The organism is Scandinavium sp. (assembly GCF_051650185.1).
In the GTDB taxonomy this organism is placed as follows: domain Bacteria; phylum Pseudomonadota; class Gammaproteobacteria; order Enterobacterales; family Enterobacteriaceae; genus Scandinavium.
Window position 1 is genome coordinate 1 of record NZ_JBOFIN010000056.1, and the last position, 15,090, is coordinate 15,090.

The following is a 15,090-nucleotide window of genomic DNA, read 5'->3' on the forward strand; positions in this document are numbered from 1 at the left end:
ACCATCGGTGAAAATTTCTACCTGTTTAAGCATCTCTGGTAGACTTCCTGTAATTGAAATCGACGTAAACGGTAAGTCTGACATAAATGAGCGATATGAGCACTGCAATTACCCGACAGATCGTCCTCGATACCGAAACCACGGGGATGAACCAGATTGGCGCGCACTACGAAGGGCACAAGATCATCGAGATCGGTGCGGTCGAAGTGATCAACCGCCGTCTGACGGGTAACAACTTCCATGTCTATCTGAAACCAGACCGGCTGGTGGACCCGGAGGCGTTTACCGTTCACGGTATTGCCGATGAGTTCCTGCTCGATAAGCCAACGTTCGCTGATATCGCCGATGAGTTTATCGACTACATTCAGGGCGCCGAGCTCGTCATTCATAACGCGTCGTTCGATATCGGCTTTATGGACTACGAGTTTGCCAAACTCAATCGGGGCATCGCCAGGACCAACACCTTCTGTAAGGTGACGGATAGCCTGGCGCTGGCGCGTAAAATGTTCCCCGGCAAGCGTAATAGCCTTGATGCGCTCTGCTCCCGCTACGAAATAGACAACAGCAAACGTACTCTCCACGGCGCATTGCTCGATAGCCAGATTCTGGCAGACGTCTATTTGCTGATGACCGGCGGTCAGACGTCGATGAAATTTTCGATGGAAGGCGAGAGCCAACAGCAGCAAGACATGGGGATTCAGCGTGTTGTGCGTGCTGCCAGTCAGTTACGGGTCATTTCAGCCACTGACGAAGAGCTGGCAGCCCATGAATCCCGTCTCGATCTGGTGCAGAAGAAAGGCGGAAGCTGCCTGTGGCGCGCCTGAGAGCGGGCTCCCTGTGTTTTACTTATTCGAACGGGTAATTTTGCAGCAAACGATTCAAAAGCAGAGAAAAATCGTTGACGCCTCGGAAGGGAATCCGTAATATTCGCTGCGTTCCCAAGGGAACAGTGGAGCGGTAGTTCAGTCGGTTAGAATACCTGCCTGTCACGCAGGGGGTCGCGGGTTCGAGTCCCGTCCGTTCCGCCACTATTCAGAAGGCCTGAATCAGCAATGGTTCAGGCCTTCGTCGTTTTAGTCTTTCACGACGTCCACATCGCCCAATCCTTCACTCACCCCTTCACGCTCATGACGAGCCAGCCAGCGGTAGCACCCTGCGCCAAGAAATGCGCCGATGAACCAACTGAAATTCGCAACTTCGTGCAGGGAGGGAATAAAGCTGAGGGTCAGACAAACGCCTACCGATGGAATCAGCGCAGCAATAGCCTTCGGGTTAAACCCCTTTTTATACCAATAGCGTCCTTGTTCTGAGACGGTAAACAGGTCGTCGACCACCACGTTGCCACGCTTAATCAGGTAAAAATCCGCCAGTAAAATACCAAACAGTGGCCCGATGAATGAGCCCAACACATCGAGCGTGTAGTGAATCAGTTCCGGCGACTGGAACAGGTTCCACGGTGTGAGCAGCACGGAACCTACCGCAGCAATCATCCCACCGGTGCGGAAACTTATCTTTTGCGGCGAGCAGTTTGAGAAGTCGAATGCCGGGGAGACAAAGTTCGCCACAATGTTGATCCCGATAGTGGCGGTGATCATTGTCAGCAGGCCGATAGCCATCGCCACGCTGTTGCCGACATGGCTCACGGTTTCGATAGGGTCGGTTATCATGCGGCCAAACAGGGACTGCGATCCTGAGACAATAATCACTGTCACCACAGAGAACAGCAGGAAGTTAAACGGCAGCCCCCAGCGGTTGCCGCGACGGATTTCCTGCATGTTTTTCCCATAGCGAGAGAAATCGCCAAAGTTCAGCAGCGGGCCGGAGAAATAAGACACCACAAGGGCCGTGGCGGTGATCATCTGCCAGGTTTGCTGCCCTGCGGTGAGCTCTTTGCTGGCGAGCGTAAATGAGATGCCATCCAGCCCGGTTTGCCAAAGGATCCAGCCTGCCAGCGCCATCATCACCACGTAAACCGCAGGCCCGGCGATGTCGATAAAGCGTTTGATAGCGCTCATACCGTGCCAGAACACCAGTGCCTGCAACACCCACATAATGCTGAAGCAAATCCAGCCCAGGTGCGACAGCCCTAAAAAATGACCGACGGTGAGCGAAGAGAGAGAAGGCCAAAACTTGAGGCCAACCAGCATCAGCGCATTGGCGGCCAGATAGGTCTGGATGCCGTACCAGGCAAAGGCGATAAGCCCGCGAATGACCGCAGGAATATTCGCGCCAAACACGCCAAAGGCCTGACGGCTAATGACGGCGTAAGGCACGCCGGCCATCTGGCTGGGTTTTGCCACCAGATTGGCGCACAGCTGCACAATACAGATCCCGACTAACAGGCAAAGCAGCACCTGCCAGCTGGCGAGCCCAAGCGTAAAGAAGCTGGCGGCCACCACATAGCCCCCCATGCTGTGCACATCGGACATCCAGAACGAAAAGATGTTGTACCACGACCAGCTTTGCTTGCGGGTCGGGGCCAAATCATTATTGGTCAGTCTTGGGCTGTAGCCCGCTTTGTAGTTTGCTTCCTGGTTTGGCATGGGATCTGCTCCTCTGAAAACAGATATGTTGTCTCTGTGACAGGTGTTGCAGGAACCAGGCCAGTTTTTGCTTTCTTGTATACGAAGACTTCTTGTACTGTATACAAAATTGATTTTTAGACGCGATATCGGGAGCGCGAAATGAAACGTGAAACGGGGCTGCACGCCTCGCCGGAGGCGGAAGACAAAGAGCACTTTATCTGGCAATCGTTGATGACGGCGATAGTGGAACACCAGCTGCCACCGGGCAGTAAACTGCCGGAAGAGGCGCTGGCGGAGGTATTTGGCGTCAGCCGAACCGGGATCCGCAAAGTGCTGACTCGCCTCGCAACAGTGCAAATGATCACCATGACGCCCAGACGCGGTGCATTTGTCGCCACGCCGGATGTGGAAGAATCCAGAGCGATCTTCGCCACGCGAAAAATGATCGAGTGCGCCAACTTGCCGTTTGTGCTGGAACATCTCCAGCCGCCGCATCTTGCCGGGCTCGAGAGCATCGTGAGTGAAGAAGATGAGGCGCACCTGGCTCACGACGGCGCATCAGCATTACGCTGTTCTGCCGCCTTTCATATCCAGCTTCAGGCCATTTCCGGCAACGCGGTGCTGACCGAAATGCTCACCCGATTAACGCAGCGTTCTTCGTTAGTGATAGCCACGTGGGGCGCACCGTGGCAGCGAGGATGTCGTTGCCACGATCACGCCACGCTAATCGACCTTTTACGAAGGAAGGATCTTGCGGCCCTGACCCATGCAATGGAACACCACTTTGACGATATCGTCTCAAGCCTGCGTTTTGAACGTGGCGGAGAGACATTACCCGATTTTGCCCGCCTGTTTGGCGGAATGGGAGAGAACTGATGTCAGCAGTCTGTATACAAGTGATCAACCCGAATACCAGCGTTGCCATGACCCATACGATTGCTGAAGCGGCGCGCAGCGTTGTTGCTCCCGGCACTACGATCCTCGCGACTTGCCCGACACAGGGCGTGGAGTCTATTGAAGGGCATTTCGATGAAGCCATTGCTGCTCTTGGTGTTCTGGAACAAATAAAGCAAGGGCAGGCGCAGGGCGCACAGGGCCATGTCATTGCTTGTTTTGGCGATCCGGGATTGCTGGCGGCACGCGAGCTGGCAAGCGGGCCGGTGGTGGGCATAGCAGAAGCGGCGATGCATATGGCCACGCTTGTGGCGACGCGTTTTTCCATCGTCACCACGCTGCCACGCACCGTGATCATCGCGCGCCATTTGCTGCGCCAGTATGGCTTTGAACATCACTGCGCCGCGCTGCATGCCATCGATTTACCGGTCCTCGCGCTAGAAGATGGCACGGGTCTTGCTCAGGAAAAGGTACGTGAGCGTTGTATTCAGGCTAAGCGCGAAGACGGCAGCGGCGCGATTGTGCTGGGCTGTGGCGGGATGGCGAACCTGGCCCGGGAATTAACTCAGGAACTGGAGATCCCGGTGATTGATGGCGTCACTGCCGCGGTGAAAATGGTGGAATCGCTGCTGGCGCTTGGCTTTGGCACCAGCAAATACGGCGACCTTGCGTACCCTAATAAAAAGCCGCTGAGCGGACGCTTCGGGCACCTGAGCTGACGCCAGCGGCCATCAGATAAAGAGGTGGGATCAGCATGCAATCAGCAACGGACAAGCCCGTTTGGCCTTTTACCGAAAACTACCCTCGTGATATGGCCGGTTATGCCGGCCAACCGCCCCATGCGAAATGGCCGGGCGGGGCGCGCATCGCCGTCCAGTTTGTGCTTAATTTCGAAGAGGGCGGAGAAAATCACGTCCTCCATGGTGACAGCGGCTCCGAGCAGTTTCTTTCCGACATCATCGGCGCAGCGAGTTTCCCGGACAGGCATATGTCGATGGACTCGCTGTACGAATACGGTTCCCGCGCGGGCTTCTGGCGTATTCATCAGGAATTTCAAAAGCGCGGTCTGCCGCTGACGGTGTTTGGCGTAGCGATGGCGCTGGCGCGTAACCCAGCGATTGTCGAGGCGATTAAAGCCGCGAATTACGACGTGGTCAGCCACGGCTGGCGCTGGATCCACTATCAGAACCTGGATATTCAAACCGAGCGTCAGCACATGCAGCAGGCGGTCGAAATCCTGCAAAGGCTGTTTGGCGAGAAACCGCTAGGCTGGTACACCGGACGCGACAGCCCAAACACCCGCCAGCTGGTGGTTGAGCAGGGCGATTTCCTGTATGACAGCGACTACTACGGCGATGACCTGCCGTTCTGGACTGCGGTTGAAGGCAAGCCCCACTTGATAGTGCCGTACACGCTCGACGCCAACGACATGCGCTTCGCCACCGCGCAGGGCTTTAACACGGCCGAGCAGTTTTATACCTACCTGAAAGACAGTTTTGATGTGCTGTATGAAGAAGGGGAAACGTCGCCGAAGATGATGTCCATCGGCATGCACTGCCGACTGCTAGGCCGTCCGGGGCGCTTCAGGGCACTGCAACGTTTTCTCGACTACGTGCAAAGCCATGATGCGGTGTGGATTTGCCGCCGGGAAGATATCGCCCGCCACTGGGTTGAGCATCATCCGTATAACCCTGCCGTGTAACTTTACCCTCACCCTAACCCTCTCCCTAAAAGGGAGAGGGGACTATTCTGAGCTGGTTTTCTCCCTCGCCCCTTTTGAGAGAGCCGGAGAGAGTGACCGGTTTTCTCCCTCGCCCCTTTGGGGAGAGGGTCGGGGTGAGGGGATTGTGTTTTCTCCCTCTCCCTTGAGGGAGAGGGCAGGGGAGAGGGGGAGCAGACCGCACCAATCTCACCCCATCAAACTCACATGCGCCGCCACAATCCGCCAGCCGCAGGGAAACTTCACCCATGTCTGCATCTGCCTGCCCACACGCTCGCTGTTCTCACGCGTAAATTCCGTGCTCGCCACCGCCATATCATCGCCAAAACTGGTGATGACGGTATGCCGTAGCAGGCGCTCCAGACCTTGCGAAGGGCGTGAATTGCGAAAATCCCGGATCTCTGCGATCCCGTACAAATTCTCCGTCGCGCCATAGCGAACGGTTCTGGCATCGTCCCAGAACAGCTCATCCAGCACCGCGACATCATTGCTGATCAGGGCTTCTTCATAACGATAAAACGCGGCGGTCACGTCGTTCAGCACCGCCGGACGGTCAATATTTTCCCGATTCATACGTCTTCCTGTTGATAAAGGACTCCCGCCTGCTCCAGTTGCCAGGCGGCTTGCAGGCAATGTGCTTCCTGCCACGGTGCCGCGATAAGCTGTACGCCAATCGGCAAGCCACTTTGCGCTTTTAGCGGCACGGTCACAACCGGGAGTCCGAGAAAAGAAATGGGCTGAGTCAGCATCCCCATGCTGGCTTTGGTGGGAAGCTCAGCGCCGTTAATCTTTATCGTTGGCTCGCCAATCAGCGTGGCGCAACAGGGCGTGGCGGGAGCAATCAGCAGGTCAAAATCGTTGAATAAAGGCAGCGTCCGGTCGCGAAACCAGGCGCGGAAACGCTGGGCTTGCGTGTACCAGGCTGATGGGGTCATCGCTCCAGCAAGCAGCCTTTCTCGCGAGTTCGGTTCAAAGCGATCGGCATCACTACGCAGGGCCGGCAAATAGTGATTTCCGCCTTCGGCGGCGGAAAGCAGGAAAGCCGCAGAGCGGGCCAGCGCGACTTCGGGAAGATCCAGACCTTCACTCGCTTGCAGCGCACGTGCGACGCGAGCCACTGCGTTATGGGCGTCGCCATCGCTCCATTGCTCAAACCAGCCGCCCAGTACCGCGCAGCGAAGCGTTTTCCCGGAAGAAAGCGATTTTACTGTCAGGGAGGTGGGTCTTTCCGATTGCCACTTATCGCTGCCATCGCGCCCCTGTAAGACGTCATAAACATGCGCCAGGTCGTCCACAAATCGCGCCAGCGGGCCGATATGATCGAGGCTTGCGACGAACGGATGGCTGCCGGAACGGGAAAGGCGGCCAAACGTAGGTTTCAGCCCCAGCACGCCGCAAAGCGATGCCGGAACGCGAATCGATCCATTGGTATCGGTGCCCAGCGTGAAGTTGACCAGCTTTGCCGCGACGGCTGCGGCGGAGCCACCAGACGATCCCCCGGCAATACGATTGAGATCGCGCGGATTACGTGTCGCGCCGTAATGGCTGTTCTCCGTCGTAAAACCGTAGGCATAAGCATCCATGTTCAGCGCACCCGCAAGCGTAGCCCCTGCTTGCTGAAGTTGTCGTATTGCAAACGCATCCTTCGAGGCTGGCGGGGCGTCACTGAATAATTTCGCCCCGGCAAGCGTGGTAATCCCTTCGATATCAAAGAGATTTTTGACCGCATAAGGGACGCCCGCCAGCGGAGGGAGTGCTTCATCTTTCGCGATCTTCGCATCGACCTCTGCGGCCTCGGCAAGCATCCGTGCTGTGGTCACTTCCGTGAAGGCATTGACCTGCGGATTATCCCGCTCGATGCGCGCCAGGGTTTGCTGCGCCAGCTCAACGGCGCTGAATTGTTTGTAGCGCAATCCTTGCTGAATATCCCGAATACTCAATGTCATAGTGAATACACTCCTGCACCTTCCTGGCGGTGCGGCAGCGGAAAAGCCATCAAGGGCGCGGCGAGGGTGGCAATGCGGCTCAGCTGTAAGGCCAGCTCTTCACGACGTTGATCGTCGAGCGGCACGTCGAGCAGGTGTTCCATCAGGTGGATGTAGTCCGGCCAGTTAACATCGTCAGTGTTCATTGTCGCTCCTTAATATCCCGCCGCGCTGCCGTTGCTGCGCGGATCAAACGCCCCTTCAAGCATGCCGTTCGGGTGGCGCACAATCGCCCCTGCATGCCCCATCGCTTCACTCATGCCCGGCAGCCACTCAACGTCGTGTCCTTTCTCTCGCAGCGCCGTAAAGGTGGCTTCGCTGAAACGACCTTCCAGCTTCAAAGAATCGGTCGATTGCCCCCAGGTGCGCCCGAGCAGCCAGCGCGGCGCGCAGACAGCGTCCTGCAACGGCATGCCCTGAATCACATGACGAGTGAAAATGGCGGCCTGCGTTTGCGGCTGCCCGTCGCCGCCCATCGTGCCATACACCATGGTTCGGCCATCTTTCAGGCGAGCCGCAGCCGGGTTTAACGTATGGAAGGGCTGCTTACCGGGCGCAAGCGCCAGCAGATGGTCGGGCTTCAGGCTGAATGCAGCCCCACGGTTTTGCAGCAGGATGCCGCTTTCCGGTAGCACCACGCCGCTGCCAAACTCGTGATAAATGCTCTGAATAAACGACACCGCCAGCCCGTTACCGTCGATGACACCCAGCCAGACGGTATCGCCGGGGCCTTTACCCGTTCCCCATGGCGCGGCGCGATGGTCGTCGATATTTTCGGCCAGGGTCTGTAGCGGCACACGTTCGAGCAACGTCTGGACGGGAAGCGTGACATGGCGCGGATCGGTGATGTACCGATCGCGCAGCCCGAATGCCTGCTTCGTGGCTTCGACAATGCGATGGATGGTCTGCACCTCGTCGGCATTCGCCATATCGAGATGATCGGTGATGCCGAGGATTGCCAGTGAGACCAGACCCTGCGTCGGCGGCGTCATATTGAAAATCTCGCCCTGCTGGTGGCTGAGTTTCAGCGGCACACGACGGCGTGCGCGATGGCTGGCAAGATCCTGAGCGGTTAACGGGCAACCTGTGGCCTGAAACTCTTCGGCAACAAGCTGCGCCAGCGGCCCCCGGTAAAAACTGTCCAGCCCTTCCGTTGCTAAGCGCGTCAGCGTTTTCGCTAATCGTGGCTGACAGAAACGAGTGCCTGCGGCGGGCACTTCGCCTCGCTGTAAAAAGGTTCCGGCAAATCCAGGCACCCCGGAGAGTTCATGATATTTGCTCTGGGTCGCACTGGCCTGTGACTGCGTCACGGGAATGCCGTTGCCCGCATAGCGAATCGCATCGGCCAGCAGACGAGAAAGCGGGAGTTGCCCGCCGCCCAGGCTGGCTGAGATTTTCAGTGCTTCATCCCAGCCGCTTAGGGTGCCGGGCACCGTTAACGCGGCTTTGGCTCCGCGATGCGGAATGGCAGAGTAACCCGAGTAATACTCAAGCGTCGCCAGAGCGCCTGCCGCACCGCTGGCATCAATGGCGATGGGCTCACCTTGCGGCGGAACAATCAGCCAGAAACCGTCCCCGCCAATCCCGTTCATGTGCGGGTAAACCACGGCGATGGTGGCCGCCGCAGCGACCATCGCTTCAATGGCATCCCCCCCATGGCGCAGCACGGATAACGCCGATTCACTGGCAAGATGGTGCGGGGTCACCGCCATCGCGCCCGGGGCCATATTACTTTGCATGGTTTTTGCTCCTTCCTTCCGTCGTGCAAGGAGTCAGGCAAAAACTGTTCCAGATTGACGAGCCGCGCCGGGCTGTGTCAGCCTGAGATGAAACAAAAGTTGCAGGAGAGGGTATGCAGCAGCTGGATGAGCGCCTGAGGGCGTGTTACACCGAACTATCACCGCAGGAACAACGCGTTGCCTCCTTTATAATGGATCACTTCGACGATCTGGTGAGCTACAACAGCGCCGAACTGGCGCGGCTTAGCGGGGTATCGAAGGCAACGGTTAGCCGTTTGTTTCGCCACCTCGGTTATGAGCGTTTCAAAGATATGCGCGATGAGCTGCGAACCCTGCGCCAAAGCGGAATGCCGCTGACCGGCGACCGTGATGCGGTGCAGGGGAACACGCTGCTGGCGCGGCATTACAAGCAGGAGATGGCAAACCTCACGCAATGGGTCAACGCGCTGAATGCAGACCAGTTTGCTGAGGTGATCACGGCGATGCAGACGGCGAAACGCATCGCTATCGTTGGCCTGCGCAACAGTGCGCCGGTTGCGCTTCACCTGCGCCAGCAGCTGCTGCAAAGCCGGGGCAACGTGTCCCTGATGCCGCAGCCAGGGCAGACGCTGGCGGAAGAGCTGGTTGATCTCGGCGAGCAGGATTTGGTGATTGTCGTCGCTTTCCGGCGTCGTCCTCGGGTGATTCGCCCGCTGCTGGAAGCCCTGCAAAGCCAGCAGGTGCCGGTGCTGGTGCTAAGCGAACCGCAGGCCACAGGTCTGAAAACACGTTGCCGCTGGCATATCGCGGCCCCGCTGGACAGCGTTTCTGCGTTCGACAGCTACAGCAGCGCCATGAGCCTGGTGAACTTACTGGCTAACGCCTTGCTGCATAACACCCTGAGCGAAGGCCGCCAGCGCATCCATCGCATTGCCGATATTTATCAGTCGCTGGATGAGCTGGAGCAGCGTTAGTGAACCATCATGGTGCAATTGCACTCCCGCAGTGTGCCGTTTTGATACAGCGACGCTGAGATAACCTCGGCCTTTCGCGGTGAACCGCAGAGGCCGGAAAAAAATTCTCTGGCACGTTCGTTGCAAAAACGCTATTAAAGAATCATTCGTTTCACTCCCTCCCTTTCCCGCTCAAAGGATGTGTCTATGCCCGATGTTCAGTCGTTTTCTCAGATCAATCCGCCTCACCGTTTACTGATGGGGCCTGGGCCGATCAACGCCGATCCGCGCGTGCTGCGCGCGATGGCGAGTCAGCTTGTCGGGCAATACGATCCGGTGATGACGGGCTACATGAACGAAGTGATGGCGCTTTATCGCGGCGTGTTCCGCACGGAAAACCGCTGGACGATGCTCATCGATGGCACCTCGCGTGCGGGAATTGAAGCCATTCTGGTGTCCGCTATACGCCCCGGCGACAAAGTGCTGGTGCCTGTTTTTGGCCGCTTCGGCCACCTGTTGTGCGAAATTGCTCGCCGCTGTCGCGCTGAAGTTCATACCCTCGAAGTGCCGTGGGGCGAAGTCTTCACCGCCGATCGGATTGAGGATGCCATCAAGCGCGTGAAGCCGCGTTTGCTGCTGACCGTTCAGGGCGACACCTCTACCACCATGCTGCAACCGTTGCAGGATTTAGGCGTGATTTGCCGTCGCCATGGCGTGCTGTTTTACACCGATGCCACGGCTTCGCTGGGCGGGAATGTTCTGGAGAGTGACGCCTGGGGTCTGGATGCGGTGTCAGCCGGATTGCAAAAATGCCTCGGCGGCCCGTCCGGCAGTTCTCCTGTCACCCTCAGTGCTGAAATGGAAGCCGTTATCCGTGCGCGGAAATGCGTGGAGCAAGGCATCCGTACCGAGGCGCATCAGAATGGCGAAGACGAAATGATCTGGTCGAACTATTTCGATCTCGGCATGGTGATGGACTACTGGGGGCCAGAGCGCCTGAACCACCACACCGAAGCCACCAGCATGCTGTTCGCCGCCCGCGAATGTGCGCGGATCATGCTGGAAGAGGGCATGGATCAGCTGATTGCCCGCCACGAACTGCATGGCCGCGCGATGCTCAACGGCATTCAGGGAATGGGGCTTGAAGTGTTTGGCGATATCGCCCACAAAATGAATAACGTCCTCGGCGTGGTGATCCCGGCTGGCGTACACGGCGAAGAGGTGCGTAAGCGTCTGCTCGACGATTTCCATATCGAAATTGGCACCTCGTTTGGGCCACTGGCGGGCAAAATCTGGCGTATCGGCACCATGGGGTATAACGCTCGCAAAGACTGCGTGCTGCAAACCTTGACCGCGCTGGAAGCGGTGCTGAACCGTCTTGGCTATAAGACCACGCAGGGCGCTGCGATGCAGGCCGCCTGGGACACCTACGAGGGCTAAGCTCATGCAGATGACATCCGAAGAGGCCCGTCTTGCCGCTGAACGCGTGATGGTGCGAAGTGACAGCTTAGCGGAAATCAGTGAAACGCCCGGCGAACTGACCCGGGTGTATCTCTCGCCAGAGCATTTGCGGGCGAATGGCCTGGTGGCGCAATGGATGGAGGCGGCGGGCATGACCACCTGGCAGGACGCGGTGGGCAATATTTGTGGCCGTTATGAAGCGGCGGCTGAAGGGGCTCCCGCGCTGCTGCTGAGTTCGCATCTGGACACCGTCCGCAATGCCGGACGCTATGACGGCATGCTGGGTGTGCTCACGGCGATAGAGATTGTCGACTGGCTGAACCGCCAGCAAGTCCGGGCTGAGCAGGCCATCGAAATCGTCGGTTTTGCCGATGAGGAAGGCACGCGCTTTGGTATCACCCTGCTGGGAAGCCGGGGAGTGACAGGAACCTGGCCGCAGGAATGGCTGGCCTGTCAGGATGCGCAGGGCGTCAGCGTGGAACAGGCGTTAGTGAAGGCGGGGCTTGATCCTTCGCGTATCGCCAGTGCCTCCAGGCCAGCCGGTGATTTCAGCGCCTGCCTTGAGCTGCATATCGAACAAGGGCCGGTGCTGGAAGAGGCTGATCTGGCGGTTGGCGTAGTGACGGCCATCAATGGCGCACGACGTTTGCATTGTCGTTTTGACGGCGAGGCTGGTCATGCCGGAACGGTACCGATGGCGCATCGGCGTGATGCTCTCGCGGGGGCAGCGGAGTGGATAAGCGCGATTGAAACGCTGACCAAAGCGAGCGATCCCACGTTAGTCGCGACCGTTGGCACACTTCAGTGTGTGCCGGGCGCAGTCAATGTGATCCCCGGCAGCGTCACGCTGTCGCTCGATATCCGCAGTCCTTCTGATGAGACTCGTGAAGCCCTGCTGACCACGCTTTTGGCAAAAGCGCAGGCCATTGCCAGCCAGCGCGGGTTAGCGTTCTCTCATGATATTTTCTACACCACGCCAGCCACTCCGTGCGATCCGAATTTGCAGGCCACGTTGCTGCGTGCTTGTGAAGCTGTTCAGGGCAGGGCGCTGGCGCTGCCCAGTGGCGCAGGGCACGATTCGATGGCGCTGGCGGAACGCTGGCCGGTCGGCATGCTGTTTGTACGCTGCAAAGGCGGTGTCAGTCACCATCCTGCGGAATCTGTGCTGGTGGACGATGTGGCAACGGCGCTGCAAGCCTGGAGCGCAGCGGTCAGTGAGCTTCTCGAACCTTCGGCGCTACAGCAGTTCAACGCAGCCAGCAGTGAACAAGCTATTGCGATGATTGCCTCCTGCGTGGCTTTACCTGACTGGCAAACTGAACTCGTTTCGGGGCGGCCTTACGCCAGCATGGAAACGTTGCTGTCGAAAGCCGCAGCCATCAGCGAACGCTGGAAACCGGCCGATCTGGATGCGGCGCTGCAAGCACATCCAAGGATTGGTGATAAACCCAAAGACGCCTCGCCTGAATCGGCGCTCTCACGACAGGAGCAGGCCGCAGTCAACAGCCATGACAATGCGCTGACACAAGCGCTGGCGCAGGGGAATGCTGACTATGTAGCCAAATTCAACCGCGTCTTCCTGATCCGCGCTAAAGGTCGCAGTGGCGACGAGATCCTGACGCTGTTGCGTCAACGACTGACTCTCAGCGCAGCAGAAGAAACGGGCGAGGCACTGAATCAGCTACGCCAAATCACGTTATTGCGACTGGAAGGAGTGTTCGCCCGATGAGCCATATTTCTACCCATATTCTGGACACCTCACTGGGCAAACCGGCCGCCGGCGTCGCCATTCGTCTGGAGCGCCAAACGGAGAAGGGATGGGCGCTGGTGCAGGAAGAGGTAACGAATGCGGATGGACGAGTGACATCAATGGCGAAAGATGAACTGCCGCCGGGGCGCTACCGTCTTACCGCAGCCATCGGACAATGGTTTGCGAACACAGAGCGGGAAACGCTCTATCCGATAGCGCAGCTTGATGTGGTGTTGCCACGCAGCGGTGAGCACTACCATCTGCCTTTTTTGATTGCGCCCTGGGGCTGGTCGACGTATCGGGGATCTTGAGAGATTGCAAATGTCTGATGCCCTCTCCCCTGGCCCCTCTCCCACAGGGAGAGGGGAAGAATATGTGCACATTTTTATTCCCTCTCCCTTTGGGAGAGGGTTAGGGAGAGGGGGATCCTCACAACCCAAACTTATAAACCCGGGCCTCCCACCGATGCAGCCGATAAGGTTCCTCCACCTGCGCATAATTCCCCAGCACGCACTTCGCCCCCTCAAGCCTGAGCTCGCTTTCCGGCCACTCGGCGGCTTTGGATGACATATTGCACAGCACTAAAAATGTCTCTTCCCCCAGCTCGCGGTAATAAGCGTAGATCTGCGGATGGTCTGCCAGCGCCAGCTGATAGCGACCATAAATCAGCGTGCGCTCTTTTTTACGCAGGGCGATCAGCGCGCGGTAGAAATTGAACACGGAATCCGGGTCCAGCTGCTGGCTGGCGACGTTGATGATTTCGTAGTTCGGATTGACCTGCAACCAGGGCTTTGCCTCGCTGAAACCGGCGTTCGGTGCGTGGCTCCACTGCATTGGCGTTCGGGAGTTATCGCGGCCTGTGTTCGTCAGGAAGGCGATAATCTCATCTTCACTTTTTCCGGCCGCCGCCATTTCACGCCACATGTTTTTCGCCGAGACATCATCAAAATCGGCAAGGCTTTGGAAGCGGGTGTTGGTCATGCCGATTTCCTGCCCCTGATAGATAAACGGCGTGCCCTGCATCAGAAAATAGAGGGCCGCGAGGCAGGTGGCGCTTTCCCGCCAGTGATGCTGTGTGTCGCCCCAGCGTGAGGTGATGCGAGTTAAATCGTGGTTCTCGACATACAGCGCATTCCAGCCTTTGCCCTCCAGCGTTTCCTGCCAGGCACTGAAGATTTTCTTCAGCACCGCTGGGTCAGGGCGTAAGCCTGCTTCGGGTTCCCATAACCTCACATGCTCGAACTGGAAAACCATGTTGAGCCGTCCGCGGTGCTCGCCGACCCACTCTTCGGCATGCGCAGAATCCAGCCCGTTCACTTCGCCGACCGTGACGATATCGTAATGCCGGAAGACCTTTTGGCTCATGTCGTCGACGTAATCCAGCAGCCCGTCGTAATTCAGGTGGCTCTTCATGGAAGGCACGTAGCGCAGATTATCCGGGTTTGGCACATCGGCCAGCAGCGGCTCTTTTTTCATATGACAGATGGCATCGATGCGGAAACCGTCAATGCCTTTCTCCAGCCACCAGTGCATCATGGCGTACACCGCCGTCCGGACTTGTGGATTTTCCCAGTTCAGATCCGGCTGACGGCGGGTAAACAGGTGCAAAAAGTATTGCTCTGTCAGCGGGTCATATTCCCAGGCCGATCCTTTAAAAATGCCTTCCCAGTTGTTCGGCTCCGCGCCGTTTTTACCGTCACGCCAGATATACCAGTCGCGCTTCGGATTCGTGCGTGAAGCGCGTGATTCCAGGAACCACGGATGCTCATCGGAAGTATGGTTGACCACTAAATCAATGATAAGCCTCATACCACGGGCGTGAACTTCGGCAAGGAGGTGGTCAAAATCCTCCATCGTGCCAAATTCAGCCATGATTTGATGATAATCGCTGATGTCGTAGCCGTTATCGTCGTTCGGGGATTTGTACATCGGGCAGATCCAGATGAGATCGATGCCGAGTGCTTTCAGATAGTCGAGCTTTTCGGTGATGCCGTTGAGATCGCCAATACCATCGCCGTTGCTGTCTTTAAAGCTTCGCGGGTAAATCTGGTAGGCCACAGCCTCTTTCCACCAGGTCGCCATCG

The 15,090-nt window shown here is 57.7% G+C and carries 13 protein-coding genes, 1 tRNA gene and 3 pseudogenes; 10 read left to right on the forward strand and 7 right to left on the reverse strand.

The features are described 5' to 3' along the window. A pseudogene (locus tag ACRCWW_RS06515) lies at nucleotides 1-142 on the reverse strand (ribonuclease HI); the annotation flags it as partial. Here ACRCWW_RS06515 and dnaQ point away from each other — a divergent pair. Then, nucleotides 96-824, forward strand: coding sequence for a DNA polymerase III subunit epsilon (dnaQ, locus tag ACRCWW_RS06520; protein ID WP_438681683.1), 729 nt, complete (start codon nucleotides 96-98; stop codon nucleotides 822-824). The pseudogene ACRCWW_RS06515 and the gene dnaQ sit on opposite strands and share 47 nt — an antisense overlap. Before the next feature lie 127 nt (nucleotides 825-951). Further along, a tRNA-Asp gene (locus ACRCWW_RS06525) sits at nucleotides 952-1,028 on the forward strand. Nucleotides 1,029-1,073: 45 nt separating this feature from the next. On the opposite strand, the gene ACRCWW_RS06530 is transcribed toward ACRCWW_RS06525, so the two are convergent. Beyond that, complete coding sequence (locus tag ACRCWW_RS06530) at nucleotides 1,074-2,543, reverse strand: NCS1 family nucleobase:cation symporter-1 (RefSeq protein ID WP_438681684.1); 1,470 nt, start codon at nucleotides 2,541-2,543, stop codon at nucleotides 1,074-1,076. A gap of 141 nt (nucleotides 2,544-2,684) precedes the next feature. Here ACRCWW_RS06530 and ACRCWW_RS06535 point away from each other — a divergent pair, with 141 nt between their 5' ends. Genes ACRCWW_RS06535 through puuE form a run of 3 tightly spaced genes read left to right on the forward strand, consistent with a single transcriptional unit; the run spans nucleotide 2,685 to nucleotide 5,121 of the window. Beyond that, complete coding sequence (locus ACRCWW_RS06535; RefSeq protein WP_438681685.1) at nucleotides 2,685-3,401, forward strand: GntR family transcriptional regulator; 717 nt, start codon at nucleotides 2,685-2,687, stop codon at nucleotides 3,399-3,401. Beyond that, nucleotides 3,401-4,138: an allantoin racemase gene (gene hpxA / locus ACRCWW_RS06540; RefSeq protein ID WP_438681686.1), complete on the forward strand. Its 738-nt coding sequence runs from the start codon at nucleotides 3,401-3,403 to the stop codon at nucleotides 4,136-4,138. The genes ACRCWW_RS06535 and hpxA overlap by 1 nt, the downstream gene beginning before the upstream one ends. 35 nt (nucleotides 4,139-4,173) lie before the next feature. Then, nucleotides 4,174-5,121 carry an allantoinase PuuE gene (puuE, locus tag ACRCWW_RS06545; protein WP_438681687.1) on the forward strand — a complete coding sequence of 316 codons (948 nt, stop codon included), beginning with the start codon at nucleotides 4,174-4,176 and terminating at the stop codon, nucleotides 5,119-5,121. Nucleotides 5,122-5,328: 207 nt separating this feature from the next. Here puuE and hpxZ read toward each other — a convergent pair whose 3' ends face one another. The 4 genes from hpxZ to ACRCWW_RS06565 are packed head-to-tail and all read right to left on the reverse strand — an operon-like array spanning nucleotide 5,329 to nucleotide 8,863. Further along, the gene (gene hpxZ / locus ACRCWW_RS06550) at nucleotides 5,329-5,712 is read right to left on the reverse strand and encodes an oxalurate catabolism protein HpxZ (protein WP_438681688.1); all 384 of its coding nucleotides are present in this window, start codon (nucleotides 5,710-5,712) and stop codon (nucleotides 5,329-5,331) included. After that, a complete protein-coding gene (locus ACRCWW_RS06555; RefSeq protein WP_438681689.1) occupies nucleotides 5,709-7,085 on the reverse strand; it encodes an AtzE family amidohydrolase in 1,377 nt (458 codons plus the stop codon). The genes hpxZ and ACRCWW_RS06555 overlap by 4 nt, the downstream gene beginning before the upstream one ends. Next, nucleotides 7,082-7,270, reverse strand: a complete 189-nt coding sequence (gene hpxX, locus ACRCWW_RS06560) for an oxalurate catabolism protein HpxX (RefSeq protein ID WP_438681690.1) — start codon at nucleotides 7,268-7,270, stop codon at nucleotides 7,082-7,084. Before hpxX ends, ACRCWW_RS06555 begins: the two co-directional genes overlap by 4 nt. A gap of 9 nt (nucleotides 7,271-7,279) precedes the next feature. Further along, nucleotides 7,280-8,863 carry a gamma-glutamyltransferase family protein gene (locus ACRCWW_RS06565; protein ID WP_438681691.1) on the reverse strand — a complete coding sequence of 528 codons (1,584 nt, stop codon included), beginning with the start codon at nucleotides 8,861-8,863 and terminating at the stop codon, nucleotides 7,280-7,282. Between the two features lie 113 nt (nucleotides 8,864-8,976). Here ACRCWW_RS06565 and ACRCWW_RS06570 point away from each other — a divergent pair, with 113 nt between their 5' ends. From ACRCWW_RS06570 to uraH, 5 genes and pseudogenes are all read left to right on the forward strand, one after another. After that, nucleotides 8,977-9,816 (forward strand): MurR/RpiR family transcriptional regulator, encoded by an 840-nt coding sequence (locus tag ACRCWW_RS06570; protein WP_438681692.1) that lies wholly within the window; start codon nucleotides 8,977-8,979, stop codon nucleotides 9,814-9,816. Between the two features lie 186 nt (nucleotides 9,817-10,002). Beyond that, a complete protein-coding gene (locus ACRCWW_RS06575; RefSeq protein ID WP_438681693.1) occupies nucleotides 10,003-11,235 on the forward strand; it encodes a pyridoxal-phosphate-dependent aminotransferase family protein in 1,233 nt (410 codons plus the stop codon). Nucleotides 11,236-11,245: 10 nt separating this feature from the next. After that, nucleotides 11,246-12,478, forward strand: a pseudogene (hpxK, locus tag ACRCWW_RS06580) (allantoate amidohydrolase); the annotation flags it as partial. 18 nt (nucleotides 12,479-12,496) lie between these two features. Next, nucleotides 12,497-12,985, forward strand: a pseudogene (uraD, locus tag ACRCWW_RS06585) (2-oxo-4-hydroxy-4-carboxy-5-ureidoimidazoline decarboxylase); the annotation flags it as partial. Beyond that, nucleotides 12,982-13,317: a hydroxyisourate hydrolase gene (gene uraH, locus ACRCWW_RS06590; protein WP_438681694.1), complete on the forward strand. Its 336-nt coding sequence runs from the start codon at nucleotides 12,982-12,984 to the stop codon at nucleotides 13,315-13,317. The pseudogene uraD and the gene uraH, both read left to right, overlap by 4 nt. Before the next feature lie 118 nt (nucleotides 13,318-13,435). Here uraH and ACRCWW_RS06595 read toward each other — a convergent pair whose 3' ends face one another. Beyond that, nucleotides 13,436-15,088 (reverse strand): alpha,alpha-phosphotrehalase, encoded by a 1,653-nt coding sequence (locus ACRCWW_RS06595; protein WP_438681695.1) that lies wholly within the window; start codon nucleotides 15,086-15,088, stop codon nucleotides 13,436-13,438. Between the last annotated feature and the right edge of the window lie 2 nt (nucleotides 15,089-15,090).

Excerpts from the sequence above, each read along its gene's own strand:
- dnaQ (WP_438681683.1), top strand. The coding sequence starts at position 96 with ATGAGCACTGCAATTACCCGACAGATCGTCCTCGATACCGAAACCACG.
- ACRCWW_RS06530 (WP_438681684.1), bottom strand. The coding sequence starts at position 2,543 with ATGCCAAACCAGGAAGCAAACTACAAAGCGGGCTACAGCCCAAGACTG.
- ACRCWW_RS06535 (WP_438681685.1), top strand. The coding sequence starts at position 2,685 with ATGAAACGTGAAACGGGGCTGCACGCCTCGCCGGAGGCGGAAGACAAA.
- hpxA (WP_438681686.1), top strand. The coding sequence starts at position 3,401 with ATGTCAGCAGTCTGTATACAAGTGATCAACCCGAATACCAGCGTTGCC.
- puuE (WP_438681687.1), top strand. The coding sequence starts at position 4,174 with ATGCAATCAGCAACGGACAAGCCCGTTTGGCCTTTTACCGAAAACTAC.
- hpxZ (WP_438681688.1), bottom strand. The coding sequence starts at position 5,712 with ATGAATCGGGAAAATATTGACCGTCCGGCGGTGCTGAACGACGTGACC.
- ACRCWW_RS06555 (WP_438681689.1), bottom strand. The coding sequence starts at position 7,085 with ATGACATTGAGTATTCGGGATATTCAGCAAGGATTGCGCTACAAACAA.
- hpxX (WP_438681690.1), bottom strand. The coding sequence starts at position 7,270 with ATGAACACTGACGATGTTAACTGGCCGGACTACATCCACCTGATGGAA.
- ACRCWW_RS06565 (WP_438681691.1), bottom strand. The coding sequence starts at position 8,863 with ATGCAAAGTAATATGGCCCCGGGCGCGATGGCGGTGACCCCGCACCAT.
- ACRCWW_RS06570 (WP_438681692.1), top strand. The coding sequence starts at position 8,977 with ATGCAGCAGCTGGATGAGCGCCTGAGGGCGTGTTACACCGAACTATCA.
- ACRCWW_RS06575 (WP_438681693.1), top strand. The coding sequence starts at position 10,003 with ATGCCCGATGTTCAGTCGTTTTCTCAGATCAATCCGCCTCACCGTTTA.
- uraH (WP_438681694.1), top strand. The coding sequence starts at position 12,982 with ATGAGCCATATTTCTACCCATATTCTGGACACCTCACTGGGCAAACCG.
- ACRCWW_RS06595 (WP_438681695.1), bottom strand. The coding sequence starts at position 15,088 with ATGGCGACCTGGTGGAAAGAGGCTGTGGCCTACCAGATTTACCCGCGA.